Here is a 25,610-nt window from a genome sequence, read left to right on the forward strand (position 1 = left end):
CCGGTCCGGGCGGCATCCTGTCACGCCTGCGGCTCGGACCGCCCCCAGTAGGCGTAGCGGTGGTGCCGGCGCAGACCGAGCCGGGCGTACAGCGCGGTCGCCGGGTCGTTGCCGGGCAGCACCTGGAGCAGCAGCCCCCGGGCGCCGTGCTCGGCCGCCCGCCGGGCCGCGGCCAGTGTCAGCGCGGTACCCAGACCCTCACCGCGGTGCCGCGGACTGACCCACAGGCACGACAGCACCGCCCAACGGGTGGTGCCGGAGTCGGGGGACGTCCACAGCCGCACGATGCCACCGTCCTCGCCCCGGCCAGGCCCGAGGCTGCCCAGCTCGGCCCCGGGGGCGGCGAGCACCGACGGGCCGGCCGTGCCCGGATCGCGCTGGTGGCGGTAGGTGGCGAGCCAGTCCGGGTCGGGCCCACTGGCCCACTCCGCCTCCGCAGCCGCCGACAGGTCCATCTGGGAGAGGTCGCCGACGAGGACGTCGGTGGCGCCGGACGGCACGAGCCCGCACCCGCGCAACGCCGGCTCCAGCAACGCGGACGTGTCGTCCTCGGGCACCTGGAGCAGCAGCGGCAGACCGCGCTCGGCGTACCACCCCCGGCACAGCTCCAGCGCCGCCCGCCAGCCGCGTCCCGGGGCGCCGACGGCGAGGACCGAGTTGGCCCGACGGGTCCAGCCGCCGGCCGCCCGCAGGGTCCAGTCACCCAGTGCCGCCCGGTCCGGCGCCGGCCAGCTCGCGTCGGCCAGCCGTTGCAGCGCCGCGATGTCGGCCGCCAGCGGGTCGAACGGCACCGACGGGGGCGGTGGCACCTCCTTGACCGCGACCACGGCGTCCCGGGACACGGTGACGTCGCCGCGACGGGTGCGCACGACGAGGACGCCCTCGGAGACCTCGACGAGGTCTCCGAGGGCGTCGGAGAGCGGCGGTTCCGCGCCGGGCTCCGGGCGGCGGTGGCGCACCACCACCCGGCTCCCGACGGGCGGCAGCCCGGGGAGGTCGGGTGCGCTCAGGCGCCCGCCCCCTCCTGGGTGACGCCGTAGGCCGAGGTGGGGTCGCCCAGGTCGTACTTCGCGAAGGCCTCGGCGGCCGCGCCCTCGCGGTACTTCCCCTCCTGCTCCAGCGCGGCCAGGGTGGCGACCACGATCGACTCGGCGTCGGTCTGGAAGAAGCGGCGGGCGGCGGCGCGGGTGTCGGCGAAGCCGAACCCGTCGGTGCCCAGGGAGTACCAGGGCGCCTCGACGTACTGCTGGATCTGGTCCGGCACGGCCCGCATGTAGTCGCTGACCGCCACCAGCGGACCCTCCGCACCCCGCAGCTTCGAGGTGACCCACGGCGTCCGCTTCTCCTCACCGGGGTGGTTGAAGTTCCAGTGGTCGACCTCGAGACCCTCGCGGCGCAGCTCGTTCCACGAGGTCACCGACCAGACGTCGGCGTCCACGCTGAACTCCTCGGCCAGGATCTGCTGGGCCTTGAGCGCCGCCGGCACGGCGACACCGGAGGCCAGCACCTGCGCGCGGGCGTTCTGCCCGCTGGCCTCGGCCTTCCGGTACAGGTGCATCCCCTTGAGGATGCCCTCCACGTCGACGTCAGGCTCCGGGCCCGGCTGGGGCACCGGCTCGTTGTAGACGGTCAGGTAGAAGATGACGTTCTCCCCGCCCGGGTGGTCGGGGTTGTCGTAGTCGTACATCCGCCGCAGACCGTCCTTGACGATGTGGGCGATCTCGAAGGCGAAGGCCGGGTCGTAGTGCACCACCGCGGTGTTCGTGCTCGCCAGCAGCGGGGAGTGGCCGTCGGCGTGCTGCAGCCCCTCACCGGTCAGCGTGGTCCGCCCGGCGGTGGCGCCCATCAGGAAGCCGCGGCCGAGCTGGTCGGCCATCGCCCAGATGAAGTCGCCCACCCGCTGGAAGCCGAACATCGAGTAGAAGAGGAAGACCGGGATCATCGGCTCGCCGTGGGTGGCGTAGGCCGTGCCGGCCGCCGTCATCGAGGCCAGCGCGCCCGCCTCGGAGATGCCCTCGTGCAGCAGCTGGCCCTGCTCGGACTCCTTCCACGACAGCAGCAGCTTGCGGTCGACCGCCTCGTAGTTCTGCCCGTGCGGGTTGTAGATCTTCGCGGTCGGGAACATCGAGTCCATGCCGAAGGTGCGGAACTCGTCCGGGGCGATCGGCACGATCCGGTGGCCGATCTCCTTGTCGCGCATGAGGTCGCGCAGCAGCCGCACGAAGGCCTGGGTGGTGGCCACCTTGACCTTCTCGCTCATCGGCTCCATCAGCGGTGCGTAGACCTTGTCGCCGGGGAGCTTGAGCACCTTCGGCTTGACCCGGCGCTCGGGCAGGTAGCCGCCGAGGGCCCGGCGGCGCTCCTGCATGTACTGGATCTCGTCGGAGTCCTCGCCGGGGTGGAAGTACGGCGGGTTGTAGGCGTCGGTGAGCTTCGAGTCGGGGATGTCGAGGTAGAGCCGGTCCCGGAACGCCTTGAGGTCGTCGGTGGTCAGCTTCTTCATCTGGTGGGTGGCGTTCTTCGCCTCGAGGGCGTCGATCGTCCAGCCCTTGACGGTCTGGGCCAGGATCACCGTGGGCTGCCCGACGTGCTCCTGGGCCGCCTTGAACGCGGCGTAGACCTTGCGGTAGTCGTGCCCGCCGCGCGACAGCTTCTTGATCTGGTCGTCGGACATGTCCTGGACCATCTTCGCCAGCCGCGGGTCGTCGAAGAAGTGCTGGCGGATGTAGCTGCCGTCCTCGACCGAGTAGGTCTGGAACTGCCCGTCCGGGGTGGTGTTCATCTTGTTCACCAGCGCGCCGTCGGAGTCCATCGCCAGCAGCGGGTCCCAGTCGCGGCCCCACAGCACCTTGATGACGTGCCAGCCGGCGCCGCGGAACTGCGACTCCAGCTCCTGCACGATCTTGCCGTTGCCGCGCACCGGGCCGTCGAGCTGCTGCAGGTTGCAGTTGATGACGAAGGTGAGGTTGTCCAGGCCCTCGCGCGAGGCCACGCCGATCGCGCCCAGGGACTCCGGCTCGCCCATCTCGCCGTCGCCGAGGAAGGCCCACACGTGCTGGTCGGAGGTGTCGGCGATGCCGCGGTGCTGCAGGTAGCGGTTGAAGCGGGCCTGGTAGATCGCGTTCATCGGGCCGATGCCCATCGACACCGTGGGGAACTCCCAGAACGACGGCATCGAGCGCGGGTGCGGGTAGGACGACAGCCCGTTGCCCCGGCCACGGGAGACCTCCTGGCGGAAGGAGTCCAGGTGGTCGGTGGTCAGGCGCCCCTCGAGGTAGGCCCGGGAGTAGATGCCGGGGGAGGCGTGGCCCTGGATGAGGACGTGGTCGCCACCGCCCGGGTGGTCCTTGCCGCGGAAGAAGTGGTTGAAGCCGACCTCGTACAGGCTGGCCGCGCTCTGGTAGGAGGCGATGTGGCCGCCGACCTCCAGGCCCTTGCGGTTGGCCTTGGAGACCATGATCGCGGCGTTCCAGCGGATGTAGGCCCGGATCCGGCGCTCGATGTGCTCGTCACCGGGGAACCACGGCTCGTCCTCGGGCGGGATGGTGTTGATGTAGTCGCTGCTGCGCAGCGCGGGCAGCCCCACCTGGCGCTCCCGGGCGTGCTCGAGCAGCTTGAGCATGATGTAGCGCGCCCGCTGCTTGCCCTTGTCGTCCAGCATCCCGTCCAGGGAGTCCAACCACTCCTGGGTCTCCTCCGGGTCGATGTCCGGAAGCTGGCTCGGAATTCCCTCGGCTGTGATGCCGGGCCGTTCGCCAGGACGTGCCATGTGGCGGCTCCTATCGCTGTGCTATCTCGTCCCCGGTAGGGGACCACCGCGGGCCAGTTTGTCACCTGCGGCAGACGATCCCTAAACCGGTCGGCCGCTGGGACGCCCGTCCCGGCGGCTCCACGCACCCGCTGGCAGGGTGGTTCACAACCGCGGCGGCGGCATGGCACGCTGATGACCCACAGCCCCCCGGCCGGGGGGCGGACCAGGAAGGCACAGGGGAAGAGTCGGTGACCACGAACGCAGGATCCTCGGGGGGCAGGACGGCTCCCGCGGCTGACCGCTTGAACGTCCGTGAGGGCATGGTCGTGCAAGAGCTCGGCTGGGACGACGACGTGGACGACGACCTCCGCATCGCCTTCGAGGACGCCATCGACGGCGAGCTGGTCGAGGAGGCGGTCGAGGCCGTGGACGTGGTGCTGCTGTGGTGGCGCGACGGCGACGGTGACGTGGTCGACGGCCTGGTGGACGCCCTGACCGACCTCTCCAACTCCGGGTTCATCTGGCTGATGACCCCGAAGGTGGGCCGCGAGGGCCACGTCGACCCGGCCGACATCGCCGAGGGGGCGGTGACCGCCGGGCTGAGCCTGACGACCACGGCCGCGTTGTCCGAGGACTGGGCCGCCAGCAAGCTGGTGCGCCCCAAGGGCAGCCGTCGCTGAGGCGGCCCCGGGCGCACCGGCGCCCGACTTCTCCACCCGGGACCAGCACGGCCGGACCCACACCCTGTCGGGGTTGCGCGGGTCGCCCGTGCTGCTGGTGTTCTTCCCCTGGGCCAACACCCCGGTCTGCTCCACCGAGCTGGTCGCGCTGGAGGAGCGGCTGCCGCGCTACGCCACCGCCGGTGCGGCCGTGCGGGCGCTGTCCTGCGACTCCATCTACTCCCTGCGGGCCTTCGCCGACGCGCTCGGGCTGGGCGTCCCGCTGCTGAGCGACCACTGGCCGCACGGGGCGATCGCGGAGGCCTACGACGCCTTCGACGCCGAGCTGGGCTGCGCCCGACGGGTCACCGTGCTCGTCGACGCCGTGGGCCGCCTGGCCTGGCGCGACGCCACCGAGCACGGGGACGCCCGCGACCCCGACGCCCCGCTGCGGGCGCTGGGGCGGCTGGGCTGAGCCGTCCCGGCGGGCGGGTGCGGCCGGGCTGGGGTCGTCCGGCCCGTTGAACCGGCGGTGCCGGCGGGACGGGCGAGGTCGACGACGACCCCGGTGACCGGCCAGGCCACGCACCGGATCCAGCTGCCGAGGTCGAGGTCGAGCACAGGTGGAGGCCGACCAGCCCGGCCAGGGTCGACAGCGGGGCGACGCCGGCCACCACGGCGATGACGACCCCCCGGTCGGCCTCAGCCCTGCAGCTGGCGCTTCACCTCTGCCGCCACGGCAGCGCCGTCGGCCCGGCCCTTGGTGCGCGGGGTGAGCACCCCCATCACCCGGCCCATGGCCCGTACGCCCTGCTCGGCCGCGCCGGTCTCGGCGATCGCCTCGGCCACCAGCGCGGACAGCTCCTGCTCGTCCAGCGCCGAGGGCAGGTAGCCGGCGAGCACCTCGGCCTCGGCCCGCTCCCGGGCGGCCAGCTCGTCACGTCCGGACGCCTCGTAGGCCTCGATCGACTCCGCCCGCTTCTTCGCCTCGCGGACGATGACGTCCATCGTCTGCTCGTCGGTCAGCTCGACCGCCTCCGCCCCGGCCACCTCGGCCTGCTGGATGGCGGTCCACACCGAACGCAGGGTGCGGGTGCGATCCGCCTCGCGGGCCTTCATCGCCGCGGTCATGTCGGCGCGGATACGGGACTTCAGGGTGTCGGTCACGGTGGTCAGTCTGCCACCGCCCGACCTCCGGGGCGCGGCTCGGAGCGGCGCCGTCGGAGCAGGTCGACGACGCCGAGGACGAGCGCCGCGGTGACCAGCCCGAGGGTGGCGCGCAGGCTGGCCGACAGCGCCTCGCCCAGGTCGTCGCCGTGGGTGGCGGCGTAGGCGTAGAACACCGCCAGCACCACCGCGACCCCGACCGCGCCGCCCACCCGCTGGGCGGTCTGCAGCAGCCCACCACCGACCCCGGCCCGCACCGGGTCGACCTCGGCCAGGGTGAGGGTGACGTTGGGCGAGATCACCAGCCCGCCGCCGATGCCGGCGAGCAGCAGGAAGGGCGCGAACACCCAGCCGGCCTGGCCGGCGTCCAGCACCGGGGCGAGCAGGTCGACCGCGAGCAGGCCGGCGACGACGAGCACGAGGCCGGTGACGACCAGCGTGCGGCCGAGCCGGCTGACCAGCCTGCCGGCCTGCCAGGCCGAGACCGCCGAGCCGACCGCGAACGGCATCTGGGTGAGCCCGGCCTGCAGCGGCGAGTAGCCCAGCCCGTCCTGCAGGTAGAGGGTGAGCACCACGAAGACGGCGGTGAACCCGGCGAAGTAGAGGGTGCCGAGCCCCAGCCCGGAGAGGAAGTAGCTGTTGCGCAGCAGCGTCGGGTCGACCAGCGTCTCCTGCCCGCGCCGGCGCCAGTGCCGCTCCCACAGGGCGAACAGCGCCAGCAGCACAGCTGCCACGGCCAGCAACCACCACGGCCGGGACGTCAGCGAGCTCTGCTCGCCCTGCACCAGCGGCAGCAGCACGGTGAACATCGCGGCGGCGAAGAGCAGCACCCCGACCGGGTCGAGGGACTGACGACGTCCGTGCTCGGGTGCCGGCAGGTAGCGGCGGGCCAGCACCAGCAGCACCGCGCCGATCGGCACGTTGACGTAGAACACCAGCCGCCAGCCGAGGTCCGGCCCGCCCAGACCGACCAGCACGCCGCCGAGCATCGGCCCGATGGCGGTCGACACCCCGATGGTGGCGCCGAACAGCCCGAACGCCCGTCCGCGCTCGGCCCCGCTGAACAGGTTCTGGATGAAGCCCGACACCTGGGGTGCGATCATCCCGCCACCGAGACCCTGGGCGACCCGGGCGGCGGCCAGCCAGCCCGGCCCCTGGGCGGCGCCGCAGAGCGCGCTGGCGACGGTGAACAGGGCCACCCCGGTCATGAACACCGCCCGCCGGCTGCGGGCGTCCCCGAGCCGGCCGGCCGGCACCAGCAGGATGCCGAAGGCCAGCGAGTACCCGGCCACCACCCACTGCACCGTGCTCTCCCCGGCCCCGAGCCCGGTGCGGATGGAGGGGAGCGCGACGTTGACGATGCTGACGTCGAGCAGCGTCATCGCGCCGGCGACGAGGCAGACGAGCAGGGCGCTGCGGCGGTGGTCGGCATCGGGCACCCGCTCACGGTAGACGCCGCGGCCGCGGCCGCGGCCGGCGGCGGCCGGGAGGGTGGCCGAGGGCTCGCCGCCGTGCGGTCAGGAAGGTGGGCGGGGCGGCTCCGCGAGCGTGTTGCCGAAGGGGTACAGCTGGCGGACCGCCGCCAGCATGTCCTGGCCAGGCTGGACGCCCAGCTCCTGCTCCAGCGCCCGACGGAAGCGGCGGAAGCGGCGGAGGGCGTTGCTCGGGTCCCCGCGGCGCGCGTGGATCTCGATCACCAGGCGGTTCGCGCTCTCCGACCACGGCTGCAGGTCGGCCGCGGCCAGCGCGTAGGGCAGGGCCTCGGCGTGCCGACCGGATGCCAGCAGGCGCTCGGCCGAGATCTCGAGGGCTTGGACCTGCAGGGTGTGCAGGCGCTCCCGGGGCCGGTCGACCCAGTCCTCCAGCCATCCGGGGAGCACGGCCCGACCGATCGTCCTCGGCGGCGAGGTGACGGTAGGTGGTGGCGTGCCGTAGATCGTCGCGTCGATCCAGGCCAGGGCGGTGTCGAGGTCGACGACCACGTCATCGGCGAGCGCCAGCACGTCACCGGAGACGTGCAGCAGTCCCTCGGCGGTGCTGGCCAGGCGGGACACCGCGGCGCGCAGACTGGCCCGGGCGCGCCCAGGTTCGGCGTCCGGCCAGAGCAGCTGGCCGGCGTGGGACCGGTCCAGCGGACCGATCAGGGCCACGATCGCGACGACGCGTTCGGCGCTGTGGGGCAGTGGGCGCAGCGAGCCGTGGAAACGGACCTGGAAGGAGCCGAGGAGCCTCAGTTCCTTGGACGGGGGCGGCTCGGCGGGTCTCACGGCCGAGACGAGCCGGGTTCCACCCGGTAGTACCCCCTGGTCAGGTGCATGCGGTGAGGATATCCAGCCGCCGCCGTCCGAGGCGGTGGTGCGCTGTGGTGTCGTGCGGTGGCCCGCAGGGTGCGCCGGGTGTCGCCGTACCGCTGCCGGTCCCGGTGCCCGGCCAGCGCCGGGCCGAAGCCGGTGCGGTCCGGTCACGGGGCGCTGCGCGGAACCGCGCATGCACCTGCGACGGGGCCGGACCCGGTGCGGTGGGCCTCCGCCCGGCAGGGTGCGGACCGTCGGGTCCGATCGGTTGCGGTGCGCCCGCGCTGCTGGGGTTCCAGGAGCCGCATCCCCCGAGCGGCGACCCGTCGAACGAGAGGCTCGTCATGAGCAGCACCAACTGGAACCTGGGTCTGACCCAGATGCTGAGGAACACCCAACCGTCCTACTGGGGCAACTGGAGCCTGGACGCGCGTGTCGTGCCCGGCGCGGTCGGCGTGCTGGCCACCGCCACGGGCGCCTTCCAGTACGTCTCCACCCTGCCCGGCGCCGTCGTGGCGACGACCACCGCCCCGTCCAACGAGTGGAAGGTGCAGTCCTCCGACGTGGTGCAGACCTCCACGTCGGTGGACCTGAACGGGTCGGTCACCGACCCGGACAGCGGCACCAAGGTCGACGCGGGGCTGCAGATGACCTGGAGCTTCGGCAGCGAGGGCTCCCTCAGCTCGACCTTCCTGCTGCAGAACCAGCAGTACCTGACCGATCCGCTCAGCCAGCTCGCCGCGAACCGGGACTGGCTGGTCGCGCAGGCCCAGGCAGCAGGCATGTACCAGAACGGCGCGATCACCCAGGGCTTCGGGGTCGTCACGCAGGCACTGATGGCGGTGAGCGGGCTGAACCTCGGTGCGCAGTCGAGCAACTCCTCCTTCTCGCTGACCGGCTCGGTCGGAGCGACCAACGCGATGGCCGGGAACGCCGGAGGGGACGCCAAGGGCTCCTACGCCCGAACCACCGCGTCGGCCTCCTTCGAGCAGCACCTCTGGCCGGCCCAACCCGACGTGGTGGCTCAGACCCTGATGCCGGTGGCCTACCAGTTCGCCTCCTTCATCGGCCAGACCCCGGTGCTGGGCTGGGTGACCAACGTGTCGGGCCTCTCGATCCTGCTGGACGACGCCCACGGCGGGACCTACATCGTCAACGCCAAGGCGACCTACACCGTCGACGGCGTCCAGCGGTCGACCACCGCGCAGGTCTCGGGCGGGCGGTCCACCATGATGGACTCGATCCCGGCCGAGGCGACCTCGCTGGCTCTCGAGCTGCGCTTCAAGGGGATGATGAAGGACGAGGTGCATCGCTTCAACTGGCCGGCGCCGCTGGCCACCTTCCCGAACGGCCAGATCACGGTCGACCTGTACGGCGTCTGGCCCGGGTCGACCCGGGCGGTGGAGCGCACCACGGGAGCCGCAGGATGATCGGGCGGCGTCCGGCGGTGGTCCGCGCGACGGTGGCCCGCTGATGCCCGCGCCGAAGACCTTCAGCCCGGAGGCGGCGGTCGGGGAGAGCTTCCGGCTGGACGCGTCTGGGCGGGTCTACGTGTACCGCTTCGGCGACCGCTCGAAGGGCATCGACTGGTTGTCACGACGGCGTCAGGGCGCCGGTGGCGGGTTCCCCCGGCCGGGGCCGGAGGAGCTGAACGACTGGGCGCTCAAGCAGAGCTCCTACGGCAGCAGCTCCGAGAACGTCGCCGACAACCCGTTCCTCTCGGTCGCCACCGACCCGGACGCGTTGTACGCCCACGGCGAGGGCTGGGTGCAGAAGATCCTGGAGGCGGCGCCGACCCTGGGCGTGTTCCTCGTGCCGGCCGGTGCGCTCTTCCGTCCGAGCCCGACGAAGCTGATCTCCCGGAGCGAGACGGAGTGGTTGTACTACGACGGCGATGCGCCGATCACCGACCATCTCGAGGAGTGGCTGGCCAACCCGCTGCTCGACTGAGCCGGTCCAGCGAGCGGTGCCCGGCGACCACGAGCCGCCGGGCACCGCTCGTCCGCGTCCGTCGCGGGGGTGGGCGCAGAGGGACTCGAACCCCCGGCCTACTGCTTGTAAGGCAGTTGCTCTGACCAGCTGAGCTATGCGCCCGCGACCCTGCGGGTCAGCGCCGATCCTAACGGCGCGGACGTCCCGACGCGGTCAGGCCGGCTGCGGGGCGAGGCTGCCCCAGGCGGGCGCCTCGCGCAACGGTCCGTGGCCCGACAGCGCGAGCGCGACGGCCGCGGCCCCGAGCAGACCGGCGTTCTCCAGCTCGGCCGGCAGCACCCGCAGGTCGCGCACGTAGTGCAGGGTGGCGAAGTCGCGCAGGTGGCGGCGCAGCGGCTCGAAGACGACCTCGCCGGCCTTCGACACCCCGCCGCCGATGACGAAGGTGGTGACGTCGAGGTTGGTCGCCAGCTCGGCCACCCCGGCGGCCAGCGCCCGCATGCCCTGCTCGATGGCCTCGGTCGCCACCGGGTTCCCGGCGGCCGCGTCGAGGGTGAGGGCGCGGGCGTCCGGGCCCTCCCAGCCGCCGGCCCGGGCGGCGTCGACCATGCCCGGGCCGCGGGCGTAGAACTCCACGCAGCCGTGGCACCCGCAGACGCAGCGCGGGCCGAGGAAGTTGACGCTGGTGTGGCCGATGTGGACGGCGTTGCCCGAGGCGCCGGCGAAGAGCACGTTGTCGATCACCGCACCGCCGCCGACCCCGGTCGAGATCACCATCCCCACCATCGAGTCGACGTCGCGGCCGGCACCGAGCCAGTGCTCGCCCATCGCGATGCAGTGCCCGTCGCCCACCAGCACCGCGGTAGCCGGACGGCCCAGCGCCGTGACCACCGTCCGCAGCACCCGGTCGCGGACCGGCCAGCGCCGCCAGGCCGGCACGTTGACCGGGCTGATCAGGCCCTCGGGCCCGTGCACCGGGCCGGCCGAGCCGATGCCGACCCGCACGTGCGGGCCCAGGGTGTCCGCGGCCTGCTCGAGCAGGCTGCCGAGCATGGCGTGGATGGGCACGTAGAGCGCCTCGGGGTCGGGGTCGGCGAGGGTGGGCACGACGTCCTCGACGAGCACCGTGCCGTCGCCGCCGACCACGGCCGCGGCCACCTTGGTGCCGCCGATGTCGACCGCCAGCACCGCCTCCTCGGCGCCGGCCGGCACCGGGTGCGACGGGGTGGTGGCGGAGGTGCTGCTCACGGGGGGCTCCCTTCGGCGGTCAGCGGCGCGTGGCGCTGCTGGTCGTCACAGAGCCCCTGATCCTAGGCCCCGACGGGCCGGCGACCGGCGGCGTCCACGGGCCCGGAGGCGTAGCATGTGACCTCGTGCCTGCTGATTTCCCTGCTGCCATCGCCGAGCTCGACCGGGCCCTGACCTCGATCGAGACCGTGCTCGACCCCGCCCGCAAGAAGCAGGAGATCGCCGAGCTCGAGCAGCAGGTCTCCGCGCCCGACCTGTGGGACGACCAGGAGAACGCGCAGCGGGTCACCGCGCGGCTGTCGGCGCTGCAGGCCGAGCAGGAGCGGCTGACCTCGCTGCGCAGCCGGCTGGACGACCTCGGCGTCCTGGTCGAGCTGGCCCAGGAGGAGGGCGACCCGGCCAGCCTGGCGGAGGCCGAGACCGAGCTGGCCTCGCTGCGCCGCTCCATCGACGCGCTCGAGGTGCGCACGCTGCTGTCGGGGGAGTACGACGAGCGCGAGGCGGTGGTGACCATCCGCGCCGAGGCCGGTGGGGTGGACGCCGCCGACTTCGCCTCGATGCTGCTGCGGATGTACCTGCGCTGGGCCGAGCGCCACGGCTACGGCACCGAGGTCTACGACGTCTCCTACGCCGAGGAGGCGGGGATCAAGTCGGCCACCTTCGCGGTGAAGACCCCCTTCGCCTACGGCACCCTCTCGGTGGAGCAGGGGACGCACCGGCTGGTGCGGATCTCGCCCTTCGACAACCAGGGACGCCGCCAGACCTCCTTCGCCGGGGTCGAGGTGCTGCCGGTGACGGAGGAGGCCGACCACATCGACATCCCCGAGAACGAGCTGCGGATCGACGTCTTCCGCTCCTCCGGACCGGGTGGGCAGAGCGTCAACACCACCGACTCGGCGGTGCGGATCACCCACCTGCCCAGCGGCATCGTGGTGTCCTGCCAGAACGAGAAGTCCCAGCTGCAGAACAAGGCGGCGGCGCTGCGGGTGCTGCAGTCCCGGCTGCTCGAGCGGGCCCGCCAGGAGCGCGAGGCCGAGCTCAACGCGCTGCGCGGGGACGGCGGCAACAGCTGGGGCTCCCAGATGCGCTCCTACGTGCTGCACCCGTACCAGATGGTCAAGGACCTGCGCACCGAGCACGAGGAGAGCAACCCCGACGGCATCTTCGACGGCGAGATCGACGCCTTCCTCGACAGCGGCATCCGCTGGCGCCGGAGCGCGGAGCTGGCCGACGCCTGAGGCCCGGCGGCGGGGAGTTGAGAGCGCACTGAGAGCCTCTCAACCCGCCGAGCCCCGTCGAATGTGCGACCACGGCAGCAGCGCGACCTAGACTCCCGGTGGACCGGTCACCACCGGGCAGGGCTCTCAGACCCTCCTCGGTCTTCCCTGCGCCTACCCCCGGTCCGACCCTCACCGTGATCCGATTCGACGATGTCAGCAAGACCTACGACGGTCAGCGCCGCGCCGCGCTGAAGAACGTCGACCTCGAGATCGAGAAGGGCGAGTTCGTCTTCCTCGTCGGCCAGTCCGGCTCGGGCAAGTCGACCTTCCTGCGGCTGGTGCTGCGCGAGTACCGGCCCACCCGGGGACGGATCTTCGTGGCCGGGCGTGAGGTCAACCGGCTGCACAACTGGAAGATCCCGGGCCTGCGCCGCCAGATCGGCACGGTGTTCCAGGACTTCCGCCTGCTGCCGGGCAAGACCGTGCACGAGAACGTCGCCTTCGCGCTGCAGGTGATCGGGCGCTCGCGCAAGGACATCCGCCAGCTGGTGCCCGAGACGCTGGAGCTCGTCGGACTGGAGGGCAAGGGCGACCGGCTGCCCGAGGAGCTGTCGGGCGGTGAGCAGCAGCGGGTGGCGATCGCGCGCGCCTTCGTCAACCGGCCGCGGATCCTCATCGCCGACGAGCCCACCGGCAACCTCGACCCGGCCACCAGCGTCGGGATCATGAAGCTGCTGGACCGGATCAACCGCACCGGCGCCACGGTGGTGATGGCCACCCACGACTCCTCGATCGTCGACCAGATGCGCAAGCGGGTCGTCCAGCTCGCCGACGGCGTCGTCGTCCGCGACCAGGTGAAGGGGGTGTACGGCTACCAGTGAGCACCCCCGACCGCCGTACCCCCGCCCGCCCACTCGAGCAGGACTGCTGACCCATGCGCCACATCTTCTCCGAGACCTGGTCCGGTCTCCGCCGCCACATCACGATGGTGGTGGCCGTCGTCGTCACCACCTTCGTCTCGCTCACCCTCTTCGGGGCCGGACTCCTCGTCTACCAGCAGGCCGACCTGCTCAAGGGCCGCTGGTACGACCGGGTCGAGATCTCGGTGTTCCTGTGCACCCAGGCGACCGCCGGTGACAACTGCACCCCCGGAGCCGATATCACCGACGCCGAACGCGAGCAGGTGCGTCAGACGCTGGAATCGAATTCCGAGGTCGCCGCGGTCGAGTTCGAGACCAAGGAACAGGCCTACGCCGAATTCCAGGAGGCATTCGACGGAAGCCCGGTCCAGGATTCTCTGACCGTCGACCAGATGCAGGAGTCGTTCCGGGTGAAGCTGGTCGACCCCGCCCAGTTCGAGGGGGTGGTCAGCGCGGTCGCCGGGCTGCCCGGGGTGCAGGCGGTGCAGGACATGCGCGAGTACCTGCAACCGCTGATCGGGGTGCTGCAGGCCCTGCAGATCGCCGCGATGGCCACCGGTGGCCTGCTGCTGCTGGCCGCCGCGCTGCAGATCGGCAACACCATCCGGATGGCGGCGGTGGCCCGACGGCGCGAGATCGGCATCATGCGGCTGGTGGGCGCCGGGAACCTCTACATCATGGCGCCGTTCCTGCTGGAGTCCCTCATCGCGGGCGTGCTGGGTATCGCCCTGGCCTGCGGGGCCATCGTCGCGATGGTGCTGTTCCTCACCGCAAACCCTCAAGTCTCACTCCAGGCTGGAGCCTGGATCGGCTGGCCGGAAGGCATTTTCGCCATGGTGGGGGTTGCGATCGTCGGGATCGTGCTGTCTATAGTGCCGACGATCATCGCCACCCGGCGGTATCTACGAGTATGAGCGAATTCTCTCGGCGGTACCGTCGACGAAGGATTGGGGATCACTGATCGTGACACGGGATCTTCCTCACGCCCTTTGCGGCGTTCCCGGACACACCACCCACCCGACCCTCCGCACCACGCTCCGGCGGGTGCTGCTGTCGGTCGCCGCCGGTGCCGTCGGGCTGTCGCTGTGCCTGTCCACGGCGCAGGCCGACGACCTCACCGACCGCCGCGACGAGCTGCAGCGGCAGGAGGCCCAGACCCAGCACGAGCTCAACGAGTCCACCGAGGGCCTGAACGACGCGGTCGCCGCGCTGCAGGCAGCCGAGGCCGACCTCAGCGCCGCGGAGGAGCGTCTGGCCCAGACCCAGGTGGAGCTCGCGGCCGCGGAGCAGCTGGACGCCGAGATGCAGGAGAAGCTCGACCTGGCGCAGGAGGAGCTGGAGAAGGCCAAGGTCGCGGTGGCCGACAACCAGCTCGCGCTGGACGAGCAGAAGGCCGCGGTCGGTGAGGTGGTGCGCGAGGAGTACCAGCAGCGCACCAACCTGATCGGTGTGGCGATGCTGCTGCAGACCGAGAGCCAGTCCGACCTGCAGACGAAGATGCAGTGGTCCACCACGATGTTCGACACCGCCGAGGCGGGCATGGACCGGTTGCGCACCCTGCAGCAGAAGCTGCAGGCCGCCGAGCAGCGCCGCACCGAGATCGAGGAGCAGGTGGCCGCCGACCGCGAGCAGGCGGCGGCGAACCTGGTCGTCAAGCAGGACCTGGAGGCGCAGGCTGAGACCCAGCGCGCGGAGGTGGCCGACCTGGTCGCCGCCTCCGACTCCGCCCGCCGGGCGGCCGAGGAGGAGGTGGCCGCCGACCAGCGCCGCTACGACGAGCTGGTGAACGAGCGGAAGTCGGTCGAGCAGCGCATCGCCGAGCGGATCGCGGCGCAGAAGGCCGAGGAGGAGCGCCGGGCGCGAGAGGCCCGTGAGGCGCGCGAGGCCGAGGAGCGGGCTGCCCGCGAGCGGGCCGAGGCGCAGCAGAAGTCGTCGTCGTCGAAGAAGTCCTCCCCGTCGAAGAAGTCGGCCCCGAAGAAGTCCGCGCCGAAGAAGTCGGCGAACGAGGACACCAGCTTCATCATGCCGGTGTCGGGCCCGATCACCTCCAAGTACGGGATGCGGCTGCACCCGGTGCTGGGCTACTGGAAGCTGCACGACGGCACCGACTTCGGCGCCGGCTGCGGGACGCCGATCAAGGCGCCCTACGACGGCCGGGTGAGCGAGCGCTACTTCAACGCCGGCTACGGCAACCGCCTGCTGATCGACCACGGCAAGGTGCGTGGCAGCTACATCACCACCGCGTTCAACCACGCCACCAAGTACACGGTCGGGGTGGGGGACCGGGTCAGCAAGGGCCAGGTGATCGGCTACGTCGGGTCGACCGGCTACTCCACCGGGTGCCACCTGCACCTGATGACGTGGAAGGACGGCACCATGATCAACCCGATGAGCTGGTTCTGAGTGAGCACCCGGGACGTCCCGGAGCAGGTCGGTGACCTGCCCCGGATCGGACGTCCCGCCACCAGCGCGCTGCTCAGCGCCGACCTGACCACGCTGGAGCAGGTGGCGCGCTGGTCCGAGCGCGACCTGCTCGCCCTGCACGGCGTCGGCCCCCGGGCGGTCCGCCTGCTGCAGGAGGCGCTCGCCGAGCGCGGGCTGGCGCTGGCCGACGAGCCGACCCGCTAGCAGCGGCGCGCGCCCCGGCGGGTGCACCACCCCGTGCGGGTGGCCGCGGTAGGCTCGTGCGTCCGGCGTCGGCGGTGGTGCACCCGTCACGCCGAGCAGGAGAGGACGGACGATGCCGAAGGAGAAGGGCCGCGTGCTGGTGGCCCAGAACAAGAAGGCCCGTTTCGACTACCACATCGGCGACACCTACGAGGCCGGTGTCGTGCTGGCCGGGACCGAGGTGAAGTCGCTGCGGGCGGGTCGGGCGAACCTGACCGACGCCTTCGTGACCGTCGACGACGGCGAGGCGTGGCTGCGCAACGCCCACGTGCCCGAGTACAGCCACGGCACCTGGACCAACCACACCGCGCGCCGCACCCGCAAGCTGCTGCTGCACCGGCGCGAGATCGACAAGATCGAGCGCTCGCTCGGACGCTCCGGCGCGACCGTGGTGCCGCTGTCGCTGTACTTCAGCGACGGCTACGCCAAGGTCGAGATCGCCGTCGCGACGGGTAAGAAGGAGTACGACAAGCGTCAGGCCATCGCCGAGCGCGACTCCAAGCGGGAGGCGGAGAAGGCCCTTGCCGCGCGCAACAAGATCACCGCGCGCAACAAGGGCGTCCGCACCCGCTGAGCGCCGCTCAGCGCACGGCGACCAGGTCGCAGACGAAGATCAGCGTCTCGCCCGGGCCGATCACGCCGCCCGCACCGCGCTCGCCGTAGGCCAGGTGCGGCGGGATCACCAGCTGGCGGCGTCCGCCCACCCGCATCCCGGCCACGCCGTCGTCCCAGCCCTTGATGACCATGCCGGAGCCGAGCCGGAAGTCCAGCGGGGCGCCGCGGTTGTAGGAGGCGTCGAACTCCTCACCGCTGCTGTAGGCCACACCGACGTAGTGCACGCTCACCGTGCTGCCGGCCCGCGCCTCCGGACCGTCGCCGACGGTGAGGTCGGTGACCTGGAGCTCGGTGGGCGCCGGGCCCTCGGGGAAGTCGACCTCGGGCTTCTCGGGCGTGCTGTTCGTCATGGCGGCGACCCTACCCGTGGGCCGGCGGCCCCGGGCCGGGCAGGGTGCGTCCAGGGGGAAGCCCGATGGAGCGGCCGGCGGTCGCGACGCACAGTGGGAGCATGAACACCATGCACGAGCACCCCAGCCTCAACGAGGCGGTGACCGAGGAGCAGCGCGACCGCGCCGAGGCCTGGTTGGCCGACGCCTATGCCGACGGGCGGATCACCGAGCACGAGTTCGACCGCCGGATCGGCCAGGTGATCTCCGCCGTCACCCGCCGGGACCTCAACCTCGCCTTCTACGGGCTGGTGGAGGTGCCGCGGACCTCCCGGGCGCTCGGGGTGCACCCGGCCTACCAGCCGACCAACGCGGTGGTCGCCCGTGCCGGGACGCAGGTGGGCAAGGGCGCGGCGGCGCTGGGGCACTTCTCCGGCATGTTCAGCAGCTTCTTCGGTCCCGGGCTGGTGTTCCTGCTCTCGCCCGAGGGCAGCTACCCGCGCAAGGAGTCAGCCAAGGCCTTCAACTTCCAGCTGCTCAGCCTGATCTCGCTGATCGTCTCCGGCGTGCTCGCCGGTCCGCTGCCCGACCCGTTCGAGGGCGTGCTGCCGACCATCGTCACCGTGGTGTGGTTCCTCGGCACCGTGGTCGGCGGGGCCAAGGCCGCCCAGGGTGACGACTGGCAGAACCCCGCCACCAAGATCGCCAAGCTGCAGGTGCTGCGGGAGAAGTGATCGGGCGGGGGAATACCGCGCGGTGCTCCGCGGTTGACCCCTCCGAAGCCCGAGGTGCGTGCGAGGCATGGTGCGGAGCGCGTATGGTGGGCGGACAACTTCACAGGGGGTGATCGGTTTCGACTTGGGACAGTCGTCCCAGGGGAAGCGGGCCGAGGATCCAAGGTCAACTCGTTGATGCTCCTTGGAAACCAACAAGTGCCGACTCTAAGCGCACTGACTTCGCTCTCGCTGCCTGAGCAGTGACCGAAGGGTCAGACCGGGTGCCGTCTCCGACCCGGACCCTGGCCTCATCAAGGAGACTTGCTCGTCGCGGTAGGTCCTAGGGCGCGACGGGGACTTCACTAGGGCTGGGCCTGTCCACGACGTGCTGGCGCGAGCGTGGGGGCCGAGAAACCGACTAGCCAGCTGCGCCCGGAGAAGCCCTGGTTCACTTTCCGAGGACGCGGGTTCGATTCCCGCCACCTCCACCCCGTGAGTGCGCGAGGCCGCGCCCACCGTCGACGGTGGGCGCGGCCTCGTCGCGTCTGCTCAGCGCTGGACCAGCGTGAAGAAGGTGCTGTCCTCCCCGCTGGCCTTCTCCTCCTGGTAGCGCATCGCCAGCCCGTTCTCGTCGAACGTGGCGAACCACTCGTCCCACTCGATGTGCTCCAGCGCGTCCTCCCCGGTGCCGCCGGGGAAGTCGATCCGCAGCACGCCGGTGTCGTCGCCGTCGGCGGTGCCCTTCACGGTGGCGGGCTTGCCGTCGTGCTCCTCCACCCAGCGGCGGATCTCGTCGTGGTCGGTGGTGGTGTGGCTCTTCGAGGCCATCTCGGGCTCCTTCCGGACGTGGGTTGCGAACACCCGCCTCCTACCCCGGCCCGGTGCCGGCCATGCGTGCCGGGTGGCGTGCGTCGGGGGGCTACGGCGGGGTACGGGAGAGGGGACAACCGCGATCGGAAGGAGCACGAGATGGGCATCTTCGACAAGATCAAGGACGCCGTCACCGGTGAGGGGGAGGGCACCGGCCCCGACACCACCACCGAGCAGCAGGCGGCCAGCACCAGCACCGACAACGGCCGCTGGGGCGACGACAACGTCGACGGGCCGACGGGCGGGGAGTCGACGATCGGTCCCGGTGACGCGACGTGGGGCGAGGCGGAGCCGGCCCCCTCGGAAGCCGAGCCCGGCGCCGGGGTGCCCGGGAGCGGGATGCCGGCCGGTGACGTCGGCGAGGCCGTCCCCCAGGACGACACCGCGGCGCCCGCGCCCGACGACCGGGTCTGAGGCCGCTGATGAGCAACTCCGGCAGCACCGACCAGCCCGGCGACACCGGGGACGAGGGGACCGAGGCCGGCGGCACCGAGATGGGCCTGCCCGATCCCGACGGCAGCTGGGGCGGTGAGGGCGGCCTGCCGAGCGCGAGCCCCGGCCTGCAGGTGGACGAGGACGACCTCGACCCCGGCCAGCCCGGCTTCTCCGGCTCCGGCGGCTACGGCACCAGCGACCCCGACCGGGAGAACGAGGGCGAGCCGCAGGACTGAGCCCGCCTCGCCTCATCCCGCACCCCCGGGTCGCCAGCCCGGGGTGCGGTGCTCCGGCCCGGTCCAGACCATTGACAGCAGACGCCGCAGCGGCGAGGGTCGACAGAACCCCCAGCTCACCGACGAGAGGTCACCCCCGTGCCCGACCTGCCCCCGCTGTCCCGTCGCCTGGTCCTGGGCGGAGCCCTGGCCGGCACCGCCACCGGCACCGTCGCCACGGCCCTGCCCGCCGCCGCCGACGTCGTCCCGCAGCCGTCCCCGCCGCGTCCGCGCGGCCAGCAGAGCATGATCGGCGTCCCCTTCGAGCCGCGCGAGGTCGTCCGGATCGGTCTGATCGGTCTCGGCAACCGCGGCATGGGGATGCTGCCCGCGTGGGTGGACGTCCCCGGCGCGCAGGTCGTCGCGGTCTGCGACGTCCGCGCCGAGCGCGCCCGCCGCGCCGCCGACCAGGTGGCCGCGAAGGGGAAGCCCCGTCCCACCGAGTACAGCCGCGGCCGCACCGGCTACAAGCAGATGCTCGCGCGCGAGGAGCTCGACCTCGTCTACATCGCCACCCCGTGGGAGTTCCACCACGAGCAGGGGGTGGCTGCGCTGCGCACCGGCGCCCACGTCGGCGTCGAGCTGCCGGTGGCCACCGAGCTGGACGAGCTGTGGGACCTGGTCGACACCTCGGAGAAGACGCGGCGCCACCTCTGGCTGATGGAGAACTGCAGCTACGGCCGCAACGAGCTGGCGATGCTGCGGATGGCCCACGACGGCGTGTTCGGCGACATCACCAACGGCCACGGCGGCTACCTGCACGACCTGCGCGAGCTGCTCTTCGCCGACGGCTACTACACCGACGACTGGCGCCGGCTCTGGCACACCCGCAGCCGCGCCAGCTTCTACCCGATGCACGGGCTGGCTCCGATCGCGGCCGCGATGGACATCAACCGCGGCGACCGGATGGTCACCCTGCAGGCCACCGACACCCCGCCCAGGGGCCTGGCCGACTACCGGGAGCGCTTCGTCCCGCGTGACCACCGCTCCTGGGACGAGACCTACATCAACGGCGACCTCGTCACCTGCCTCATCGGCACCGAGCAGGGGCGCGTCATCCGCGCCGAGCACGACGTCAGCTCACCGCGGCCCTACAGCCGGATCAACACCCTGGCCGGCTCCCGCGGCATCCTCGAGGACTACGCCGGCACCGACGAGACGGGGGCGCGGGTCTACCTCGAGCCCCACCACGACGGGCACACCTGGCGCGGGTTCGCCGAGGTGCGCGCCGAGTACGACCACTGGCTGTGGAGGAAGCTCGGCGACGAGGCGGCCAACGGCGGCCACGGCGGGATGGACTACCTGCTGCAGTGGCGGGTCGTGCAGCAGCTGCGGGCCGGGCTGGTCCCCGACATCGACGTCTACGACGCCGCCGCCTGGTGCTCCCCGGTGCCGCTCAGCGTCGCCTCGCTGGAGGCCGACGGGGCGCCGGTCGAGGTGCCGGACTTCACGCGCGGGCAGTGGCGGGACGCGCGTCCCGGGCTGGACTCGGAGGAGACGGACATGCCCGACTGACGCCGGTCGGCTCAGCCCTCGCCGCCGAGGGTGCCGGTGAGCCGTCCGTGGCGGGCCGCGCTGGCCTCGTTCAGCCCGACGATCTCCACCTGCTTGTCGTGGCGTCCGTACTTGGTGACGACGGCGTCCAGCGCGGCCACGGTCGAGGCGTCCCAGATGTGGCTGTCGCGCATGTCGACCACCACCCGAGCGGGGTCGGCGGCGTAGTCGAACTGGGTGGTGAGGTCGTTGCTGGAGGCGAAGAACAGCTCGCCGTCGACGTGGTAGTACGCCACCGGGCCGTCCTCCTCCTCGCGCAGCGTCCGGGTCACGGTGGCGAAGTGGGCCACCCGGCGGGCGAAGACCACCATCGCGGTGAGCACCCCGACGCCCACGCCGATGGCCAGGTTGTGGGTGGCCACCACGACGGCGACCGTCACCACCATCACCACGGTCTCACCCAGCGGCATCCGGCGCAGGGTGGAGGGCCGGACGCTGTGCCAGTCGAAGGTCGCCACCGAGACCATCACCATCACCGCGACCAGGGCCGCCATCGGCATCAGCGCCACCACGTCACCCAGCACCACGACCAGCACCAGCAGGAAGGCGCCGGCGAGGAAGGTGGAGATCCGCGTCCGGGCGCCGGAGACCTTCACGTTGATCATGGTCTGGCCGATCATCGCGCAGCCGCCCATCCCGCCGAACAGGCCCGAGGCGATGTTGGCCACGCCCTGGCCCCAGGACTCCCGGGTCTTGTCCGAGCCGGAGTCGGTGATGTCGTCGACCAGCTTGGCCGTCATCAACGACTCCAGCAGCCCGACCATCGCCATCGCCAGCGCGGTCGGGCCGATGATCTGCAGGGTGTCCAGCGTCAGCGGCACCTGCGGCAGGAAGAACGCGGGCAGGCTGTCGGGCAGGGCGCCCTGGTCGCCGACGTCGGGCAACGAGAGCCCGGCCGCCAGGGTGACCACGGTGAGCAGCACGATCGCCACCAGCGGCGCCGGCACCACCTTGGTGAGGCGGGGGAAGAGCACGATGATCGCGATCCCGACCGCCACCATCGGGTACACCAGCCAGGGCACCGACCGGGGGTCGAGGTGGGGCAGCTGCGCGAGGAAGATGAGGATCGCCAGCGCGTTCACGAAGCCGACCATCACGCTGCGCGGGATGAAGCGCATCAGCCTCGCCACCCCGAGCAGGCCGAGGACGATCTGCAGGACGCCGGCCAGCAGCACGGTGGCGATGAAGTAGTCGAACCCGTGCTCGCGCATCACCGGCGCGATCACCAGCGCGACCGCACCGGTGGCGGCGCTGATCATGGCCGGCCGCCCGCCCACGAAGGCGATGGTCACCGCCATCACGAAGGAGGAGAACAGCCCGACCCGGGGGTCCACGCCGGCGATGATCGAGAAGGAGATGGCCTCGGGGATGAGCGCGAGCGCCACGACCAGGCCCGCCAGCACCTCGCGCAGCAGCACCCGTGGCGTGCGCAGTGCGGTCAGCACGGTCGGGTTGGTGCTGGTCCGCGCGCTCGGCGCAGGCGGCGGGACGGTGTCGGCGGACATGCTGGCTCCCAGTGCGGCGTTCGGGACGGGGGACGGCGACGCTGCCGCCGGAGGGTCGGGTGCGGGCGCGCTACGGTGTCGGCCTGCCGGACGGCACCGGCCACCCGCTCCGCGGGCAGGAAACCTACCACCACGTGAGGGTTGCATGCGACAGGCGTCCGACGGCCGGGAACCCGAAGGTCGTGCTGCCCGGACCATGCACATCGGTGAGCTCGCCGAACGCACCGGGCTCTCGTTGCGCACCATCCGCCACTACGACGAGGTGGACCTGCTCAAGCCGTCCGGCCGCACCGACGGCGGGTTCCGGCTCTACACCGAGGACGACCTGGACCGGCTGCTGCTGATCCGCCGGATGAAGCCGCTGGGCTACAGCCTGGAGGAGATGGCGGCGCTGCTGCGCGTCATCGACGCCCTGTCCGACGGCCGGGCCGGGACCGAGGAGCGGGCCCGGCTGAGCGACCTGGTGGCCGAGACCGAGCGCCGGCGCGACCGGTTGGCCCAGCAGGTGGCGTGGGCCGAGGAGTTCCTGGCGCTGCTGCGCTCCCACGTCCCGGGCGACTGACCCCGCACCACCCCCGCGGGCGGCCCGGAGATACTGGGGCATGAGCGTCGACGAGGACGACGACCGGGTCGACCACCTCGACCCCGACCCGCCGGGGCCGGCCGGTCGCGGGCTGCTGCTGCTCGGCACCGCGGTGGTGGTCGCGGTGGCTCTGGCGGTGGCAGTCGCCCTGGCGCGTCCGGAGCAGCAGAGCGCGCCGGCACCCAGCCCGCAGCCGTCGGTCACCGACGCCCCCTCGCCGACCCCGCGCCGGCCGTCCGGTGAGGACGCGCCGCCGGTCACCGGCAGTCTCGGGCGGCCGCTGCTGGCCGACGCCGACCCGGGCTGGGAGCTGTTCGCCCAGACCGCCACCGACCTGTTCCGGATCCAGCTGGCCACCGGTGAGCTCACCCGCACCGCCACCCGGATCGCCGGCGCGCCCGGGCGCTCGGCGGTGATGGCGGTGGGGGAGCGGGAGGTGCTCATCCACTCCGCCGAGTCCGGGACGACCGACCTGGTCCGCGACGGCGAGCCGGCGCGCCGGGTGCGGTTCGAGGAGACGATGCGCGGCGCCCAGCTGGTGCCCGGTCCGGCGGGGACGGTGTGGCAGGTCAGCGGGGCGGGCGGGGGAGAGCTCACCGTCGGCCGGTGGAGCCTCGCCGGCGAGCCCCTCACCCCGACCGACCGGCTGCCCGGTCTGCTGGGCTGGGGCGCGAGCACCGGCGACGGCGCCGGCGGGCTGCTGCTCTCGGGGGTGGGCGGGGTCTGGCTGCTCGACGCCGCGCAGCCGCCGCAGCGGGTGACCCGCGGCCGGGTGCTGGCGGCCGGTCCCCGGGTGCTGCTCACCGTCGACTGCGACGAGCGGATGCGCTGCCAGCGGCTCGTGCACGACCGGCGGACCGGCACCGACCGGGTGCTCGGCCCGGCGCGTCCCGACGACGCCGGGCGCTATCCGGGATCGGCCTCCACCTCACCCGACGGTCGCTGGCTGGTGGAGCCCGGCGGGTTCGCCCGCGGCGGCTTCCGGGTGGTCGACCTGGCGACGAACCGGGAGGTCGCCGCGCTGGAGGCCGAGCTGGGGTTCGCCGACCCCGCGGGTTCGGCGGTCTGGACGCCGGACAACCGGCTGCTGCTGGTGGCCGAGGGCCGGCTCGTCGTGGTCGACCCGGTCGCCGGCCGTTCCGTCACCCCCGACGTCGAGCTGGCGGGGGTGCGGCGGATCGCGCTGAGGGCGTGACGCCTTCGAGCGGCGCCGGCAGCCGCCGGTCCACCAGGACGACCAGCGCGAGGACGACCAGGAAGGCGACGGTGATGCCCAGGCAGGCGACGGCCACCGTCCCCCCGCCGTTGCGCTGGACGTCGAGGAAGGGGTACGGGTACCAGGCCGTGGTGAGGCCGACGGCGAGGGTGGCGACGGTCCACAGCACCGGCCAGAGCAGCACGGCGCCGGCCAGCGGCACCGAGGTCTGGCTCCGGGGACCGACCAGCAGCCAGCCGAGCACGGCGAGCAGCGGCACCACGATGTGCAGCAGGGCGTCGACCAGCGCACGCGCACCGTCCAGGTCGAGCAGCGGGCGGAGCAGGAACCAGTGCACCACCCCGGTGAGGGTGATGCCCATCAGCGAGGCGAGCCGGACCCAGCGGAGCACCCGGCCGGCTCGGCCGGCCGGCACCCGCCCGCCGAGGGCCAGCCACAGGCAGCCCACCGCCACCAGGGTGTTGGACTGGATGGTGAAGTAGCTGACCAGTCGGACCAGCGCCAGCCAGGTCGGCGGCGGTGTGCCGTCGGGCAGCAGCGTGGCCTGGCCGGACAGGACGAGGGCCAGCTGCACCAGCAGGGCGACTGCGGCCACCCCACCGGTCACGCCGAGCACGAGCCGTGGCAGGGGGCGCAGCTGGAGATCCTCGCTCACCCGAGAACGGTGGCAGCCCGGACCCGCCGCGACAAGGGGTCGTGGACCGGTGTGGTGGGATGACGCCGTGCCGAGCGACGTCCCCGACCCCCGCCACCCGGTGCTGCACGCACCCCGGCGCCGGTTCGGCCGCCGCGAGGTCGACCTCGGCACCCGGGTCGCGGTGATGGCGATCGTCAACCGCACCCGCGACTCCTTCTTCGACCGCGGACGCACCTTCTCCCTGGACGCCGCCACCGAGGCCTGCCTGCGCGCCGCCGAGCAGGGCGCGGACCTGGTCGACATCGGCGGGGTGCCGTTCTCACCCGACGCCGAGCCGGTCGGACCGGCCGAGGAGCTGGACCGGGTGCTGCCGCTGGTCGAGGCCGTCACCGCCCGCAGCGATGTCGCGCTGTCGGTCGACACCACCCGCCCGGAGGTGGCCGAGGCGGTGGTGGCCGCCGGGGCGGCCGTGATCAACGACACCTCCGGGCTGCACGACCCGCGGATGGCCGAGGTGGCGGCGGCCAGCGGGGCCCAGCTGGTGCTCACCCACTCCCTGGCCGAACCGGGCCGGCACCTGCCCCGCCCACCGCACTACGACGACGTCGTGGCCGAGGTGCTGGCCGCCCTGGAGCAGCGCGTGGCCACGGCGGTGGCCGCCGGGGTGGGTCTGGACCAGCTGGTCGTCGACCCGGGCCCCGACCTCAACAAGAACACCCGTCACACGCTGGCGCTGGTGGCCGGGTTCGCGCGGTTCACCACGCTCGGGCTGCCGACGCTGGTGGCCGTGTCGAACAAGGACTTCATCGGCGAGACGCTGGACCGGGAGAAGCCCGGACGCCTGCCCGGCACGCTCGCCGCCACGGTGGCCTGCGTGCTCGCCGGCGGCCGCATCGTCCGCGCCCACGACGTGGTCGCCACCGTGGACGCGGTGCGGATGGTGGAGGCCGTCCTCGGGCTGCGCGAACCGGCCTTCCTCCGCCACAACGTCTGACCGGCACGCGGCCCACCGGCGTG

Annotated in this window: 26 protein-coding genes, 1 tRNA gene, 1 other RNA gene and 1 pseudogene; 18 read left to right on the plus strand and 11 right to left on the minus strand. The window is 72.6% G+C overall.

Annotated elements, in window-relative coordinates; all coding sequences use genetic code 11:
• Positions 1 to 20: 20 nt before the first annotated feature.
• Positions 21 to 1,010, minus strand: a complete 990-nt coding sequence (locus DT076_RS19410; RefSeq protein ID WP_456073041.1) for a GNAT family N-acetyltransferase — start codon at positions 1,008 to 1,010, stop codon at positions 21 to 23.
• The gene (gene aceE, locus DT076_RS11150) at positions 1,007 to 3,769 is read right to left on the minus strand and encodes a pyruvate dehydrogenase (acetyl-transferring), homodimeric type (protein ID WP_114126751.1); all 2,763 of its coding nucleotides are present in this window, start codon (positions 3,767 to 3,769) and stop codon (positions 1,007 to 1,009) included. Before aceE ends, DT076_RS19410 begins: the two co-directional genes overlap by 4 nt.
• Before the next feature lie 284 nt (positions 3,770 to 4,053).
• On the opposite strand from aceE, the gene DT076_RS11155 reads away from it, so the two are divergent.
• Both DT076_RS11155 and DT076_RS11160 read left to right on the plus strand, forming a co-directional pair.
• Positions 4,054 to 4,431, plus strand: a complete 378-nt coding sequence (locus DT076_RS11155) for a DUF3052 domain-containing protein (RefSeq protein ID WP_267896818.1) — start codon at positions 4,054 to 4,056, stop codon at positions 4,429 to 4,431.
• Positions 4,432 to 4,450: 19 nt separating this feature from the next.
• A pseudogene (locus DT076_RS11160) lies at positions 4,451 to 4,885 on the plus strand (redoxin domain-containing protein); the annotation flags it as partial.
• Positions 4,886 to 5,112: 227 nt separating this feature from the next.
• Here DT076_RS11160 and DT076_RS11165 read toward each other — a convergent pair.
• From DT076_RS11165 to DT076_RS11175, 3 genes are all read right to left on the minus strand, one after another.
• On the minus strand, positions 5,113 to 5,577 hold the full coding sequence (locus DT076_RS11165) for a GatB/YqeY domain-containing protein (RefSeq protein WP_233493878.1): 465 nt from the start codon (positions 5,575 to 5,577) through the stop codon (positions 5,113 to 5,115).
• Between the two features lie 5 nt (positions 5,578 to 5,582).
• Positions 5,583 to 7,016, minus strand: a complete 1,434-nt coding sequence (locus DT076_RS11170) for an MFS transporter (RefSeq protein WP_199539125.1) — start codon at positions 7,014 to 7,016, stop codon at positions 5,583 to 5,585.
• A 78-nt stretch (positions 7,017 to 7,094) separates the two neighbouring features.
• Entirely contained in the window at positions 7,095 to 7,844 is a 750-nt protein-coding gene (locus tag DT076_RS11175) for an AfsR/SARP family transcriptional regulator (RefSeq protein WP_114126754.1), read from the minus strand.
• 371 nt (positions 7,845 to 8,215) lie between these two features.
• Between DT076_RS11175 and DT076_RS11180 the strand changes: the two genes are divergently transcribed.
• Together DT076_RS11180 and DT076_RS11185 are read left to right on the plus strand one after the other, a co-directional pair.
• On the plus strand, positions 8,216 to 9,301 hold the full coding sequence (locus tag DT076_RS11180) for a hypothetical protein (protein ID WP_114126755.1): 1,086 nt from the start codon (positions 8,216 to 8,218) through the stop codon (positions 9,299 to 9,301).
• A 43-nt stretch (positions 9,302 to 9,344) separates the two neighbouring features.
• Entirely contained in the window at positions 9,345 to 9,821 is a 477-nt protein-coding gene (locus tag DT076_RS11185) for a hypothetical protein (protein WP_114126756.1), read from the plus strand.
• 70 nt (positions 9,822 to 9,891) lie between these two features.
• Here DT076_RS11185 and DT076_RS11190 read toward each other — a convergent pair.
• Together DT076_RS11190 and DT076_RS11195 are read right to left on the minus strand one after the other, a co-directional pair.
• Positions 9,892 to 9,965 (minus strand) — tRNA-Val (locus tag DT076_RS11190).
• A gap of 51 nt (positions 9,966 to 10,016) precedes the next feature.
• Positions 10,017 to 11,051 carry an ROK family protein gene (locus DT076_RS11195; RefSeq protein WP_233493879.1) on the minus strand — a complete coding sequence of 345 codons (1,035 nt, stop codon included), beginning with the start codon at positions 11,049 to 11,051 and terminating at the stop codon, positions 10,017 to 10,019.
• 125 nt (positions 11,052 to 11,176) lie between these two features.
• Between DT076_RS11195 and prfB the strand changes: the two genes are divergently transcribed.
• From prfB to smpB, 6 genes are all read left to right on the plus strand, one after another.
• Positions 11,177 to 12,289: a peptide chain release factor 2 gene (gene prfB, locus DT076_RS11200; RefSeq protein WP_114126757.1), complete on the plus strand. Its 1,113-nt coding sequence runs from the start codon at positions 11,177 to 11,179 to the stop codon at positions 12,287 to 12,289.
• A 176-nt stretch (positions 12,290 to 12,465) separates the two neighbouring features.
• Complete coding sequence (gene ftsE / locus DT076_RS11205) at positions 12,466 to 13,152, plus strand: cell division ATP-binding protein FtsE (RefSeq protein WP_114126758.1); 687 nt, start codon at positions 12,466 to 12,468, stop codon at positions 13,150 to 13,152.
• 53 nt (positions 13,153 to 13,205) lie between these two features.
• On the plus strand, positions 13,206 to 14,105 hold the full coding sequence (ftsX, locus tag DT076_RS11210; RefSeq protein WP_114126759.1) for a permease-like cell division protein FtsX: 900 nt from the start codon (positions 13,206 to 13,208) through the stop codon (positions 14,103 to 14,105).
• A gap of 130 nt (positions 14,106 to 14,235) precedes the next feature.
• Positions 14,236 to 15,594 (plus strand): M23 family metallopeptidase, encoded by a 1,359-nt coding sequence (locus tag DT076_RS11215; protein ID WP_114126760.1) that lies wholly within the window; start codon positions 14,236 to 14,238, stop codon positions 15,592 to 15,594.
• A complete protein-coding gene (locus tag DT076_RS11220; RefSeq protein ID WP_114126761.1) occupies positions 15,595 to 15,819 on the plus strand; it encodes a helix-hairpin-helix domain-containing protein in 225 nt (74 codons plus the stop codon).
• A 112-nt stretch (positions 15,820 to 15,931) separates the two neighbouring features.
• A complete protein-coding gene (smpB, locus tag DT076_RS11225; RefSeq protein ID WP_114126762.1) occupies positions 15,932 to 16,432 on the plus strand; it encodes an SsrA-binding protein SmpB in 501 nt (166 codons plus the stop codon).
• A 7-nt stretch (positions 16,433 to 16,439) separates the two neighbouring features.
• Here the strand turns inward: smpB and DT076_RS11230 are convergent, their stop codons facing one another.
• A complete protein-coding gene (locus tag DT076_RS11230; RefSeq protein WP_114126763.1) occupies positions 16,440 to 16,823 on the minus strand; it encodes an FKBP-type peptidyl-prolyl cis-trans isomerase in 384 nt (127 codons plus the stop codon).
• A gap of 101 nt (positions 16,824 to 16,924) precedes the next feature.
• Here DT076_RS11230 and DT076_RS11235 point away from each other — a divergent pair, with 101 nt between their 5' ends.
• Together DT076_RS11235 and ssrA are read left to right on the plus strand one after the other, a co-directional pair.
• Positions 16,925 to 17,536 (plus strand): DUF1707 and DUF4870 domain-containing protein, encoded by a 612-nt coding sequence (locus DT076_RS11235; RefSeq protein WP_158548111.1) that lies wholly within the window; start codon positions 16,925 to 16,927, stop codon positions 17,534 to 17,536.
• A 105-nt stretch (positions 17,537 to 17,641) separates the two neighbouring features.
• Positions 17,642 to 18,009, plus strand: a transfer-messenger RNA (tmRNA) gene (ssrA, locus tag DT076_RS11240).
• A gap of 58 nt (positions 18,010 to 18,067) precedes the next feature.
• Here the strand turns inward: ssrA and DT076_RS11245 are convergent.
• A complete protein-coding gene (locus DT076_RS11245; RefSeq protein ID WP_114126765.1) occupies positions 18,068 to 18,346 on the minus strand; it encodes a hypothetical protein in 279 nt (92 codons plus the stop codon).
• Positions 18,347 to 18,487: 141 nt separating this feature from the next.
• On the opposite strand from DT076_RS11245, the gene DT076_RS11250 reads away from it, so the two are divergent.
• The 3 genes from DT076_RS11250 to DT076_RS11260 all read left to right on the plus strand — a co-directional run bounded on the left by DT076_RS11250 (position 18,488) and on the right by DT076_RS11260 (position 20,613).
• Complete coding sequence (locus DT076_RS11250; protein ID WP_114126766.1) at positions 18,488 to 18,802, plus strand: hypothetical protein; 315 nt, start codon at positions 18,488 to 18,490, stop codon at positions 18,800 to 18,802.
• A gap of 8 nt (positions 18,803 to 18,810) precedes the next feature.
• Entirely contained in the window at positions 18,811 to 19,059 is a 249-nt protein-coding gene (locus tag DT076_RS11255) for a hypothetical protein (protein WP_114126767.1), read from the plus strand.
• Positions 19,060 to 19,197: 138 nt separating this feature from the next.
• Positions 19,198 to 20,613, plus strand: a complete 1,416-nt coding sequence (locus DT076_RS11260; RefSeq protein ID WP_114126768.1) for a Gfo/Idh/MocA family oxidoreductase — start codon at positions 19,198 to 19,200, stop codon at positions 20,611 to 20,613.
• Positions 20,614 to 20,624: 11 nt separating this feature from the next.
• Here the strand turns inward: DT076_RS11260 and DT076_RS11265 are convergent, their stop codons facing one another.
• Positions 20,625 to 22,157 (minus strand): SulP family inorganic anion transporter, encoded by a 1,533-nt coding sequence (locus tag DT076_RS11265; protein ID WP_114126769.1) that lies wholly within the window; start codon positions 22,155 to 22,157, stop codon positions 20,625 to 20,627.
• A 196-nt stretch (positions 22,158 to 22,353) separates the two neighbouring features.
• Here DT076_RS11265 and DT076_RS11270 point away from each other — a divergent pair, with 196 nt between their 5' ends.
• Together DT076_RS11270 and DT076_RS11275 are read left to right on the plus strand one after the other, a co-directional pair.
• A complete protein-coding gene (locus DT076_RS11270; protein ID WP_198671440.1) occupies positions 22,354 to 22,719 on the plus strand; it encodes a MerR family transcriptional regulator in 366 nt (121 codons plus the stop codon).
• Positions 22,720 to 22,759: 40 nt separating this feature from the next.
• Positions 22,760 to 23,935, plus strand: coding sequence for a hypothetical protein (locus DT076_RS11275; RefSeq protein WP_147264130.1), 1,176 nt, complete (start codon positions 22,760 to 22,762; stop codon positions 23,933 to 23,935).
• Here the strand turns inward: DT076_RS11275 and DT076_RS11280 are convergent.
• On the minus strand, positions 23,883 to 24,611 hold the full coding sequence (locus DT076_RS11280; RefSeq protein WP_147264131.1) for a Pr6Pr family membrane protein: 729 nt from the start codon (positions 24,609 to 24,611) through the stop codon (positions 23,883 to 23,885). The two genes, DT076_RS11275 and DT076_RS11280, sit on opposite strands and share 53 nt — an antisense overlap.
• Positions 24,612 to 24,678: 67 nt before the next feature.
• Between DT076_RS11280 and folP the strand changes: the two genes are divergently transcribed.
• Positions 24,679 to 25,587, plus strand: coding sequence for a dihydropteroate synthase (gene folP, locus DT076_RS11285; protein ID WP_199539126.1), 909 nt, complete (start codon positions 24,679 to 24,681; stop codon positions 25,585 to 25,587).
• Positions 25,588 to 25,610 lie beyond the last annotated feature (23 nt).

This window comes from Desertihabitans brevis (assembly GCF_003327535.1).
Taxonomy (GTDB): domain Bacteria; phylum Actinomycetota; class Actinomycetes; order Propionibacteriales; family Propionibacteriaceae; genus Desertihabitans; species Desertihabitans brevis.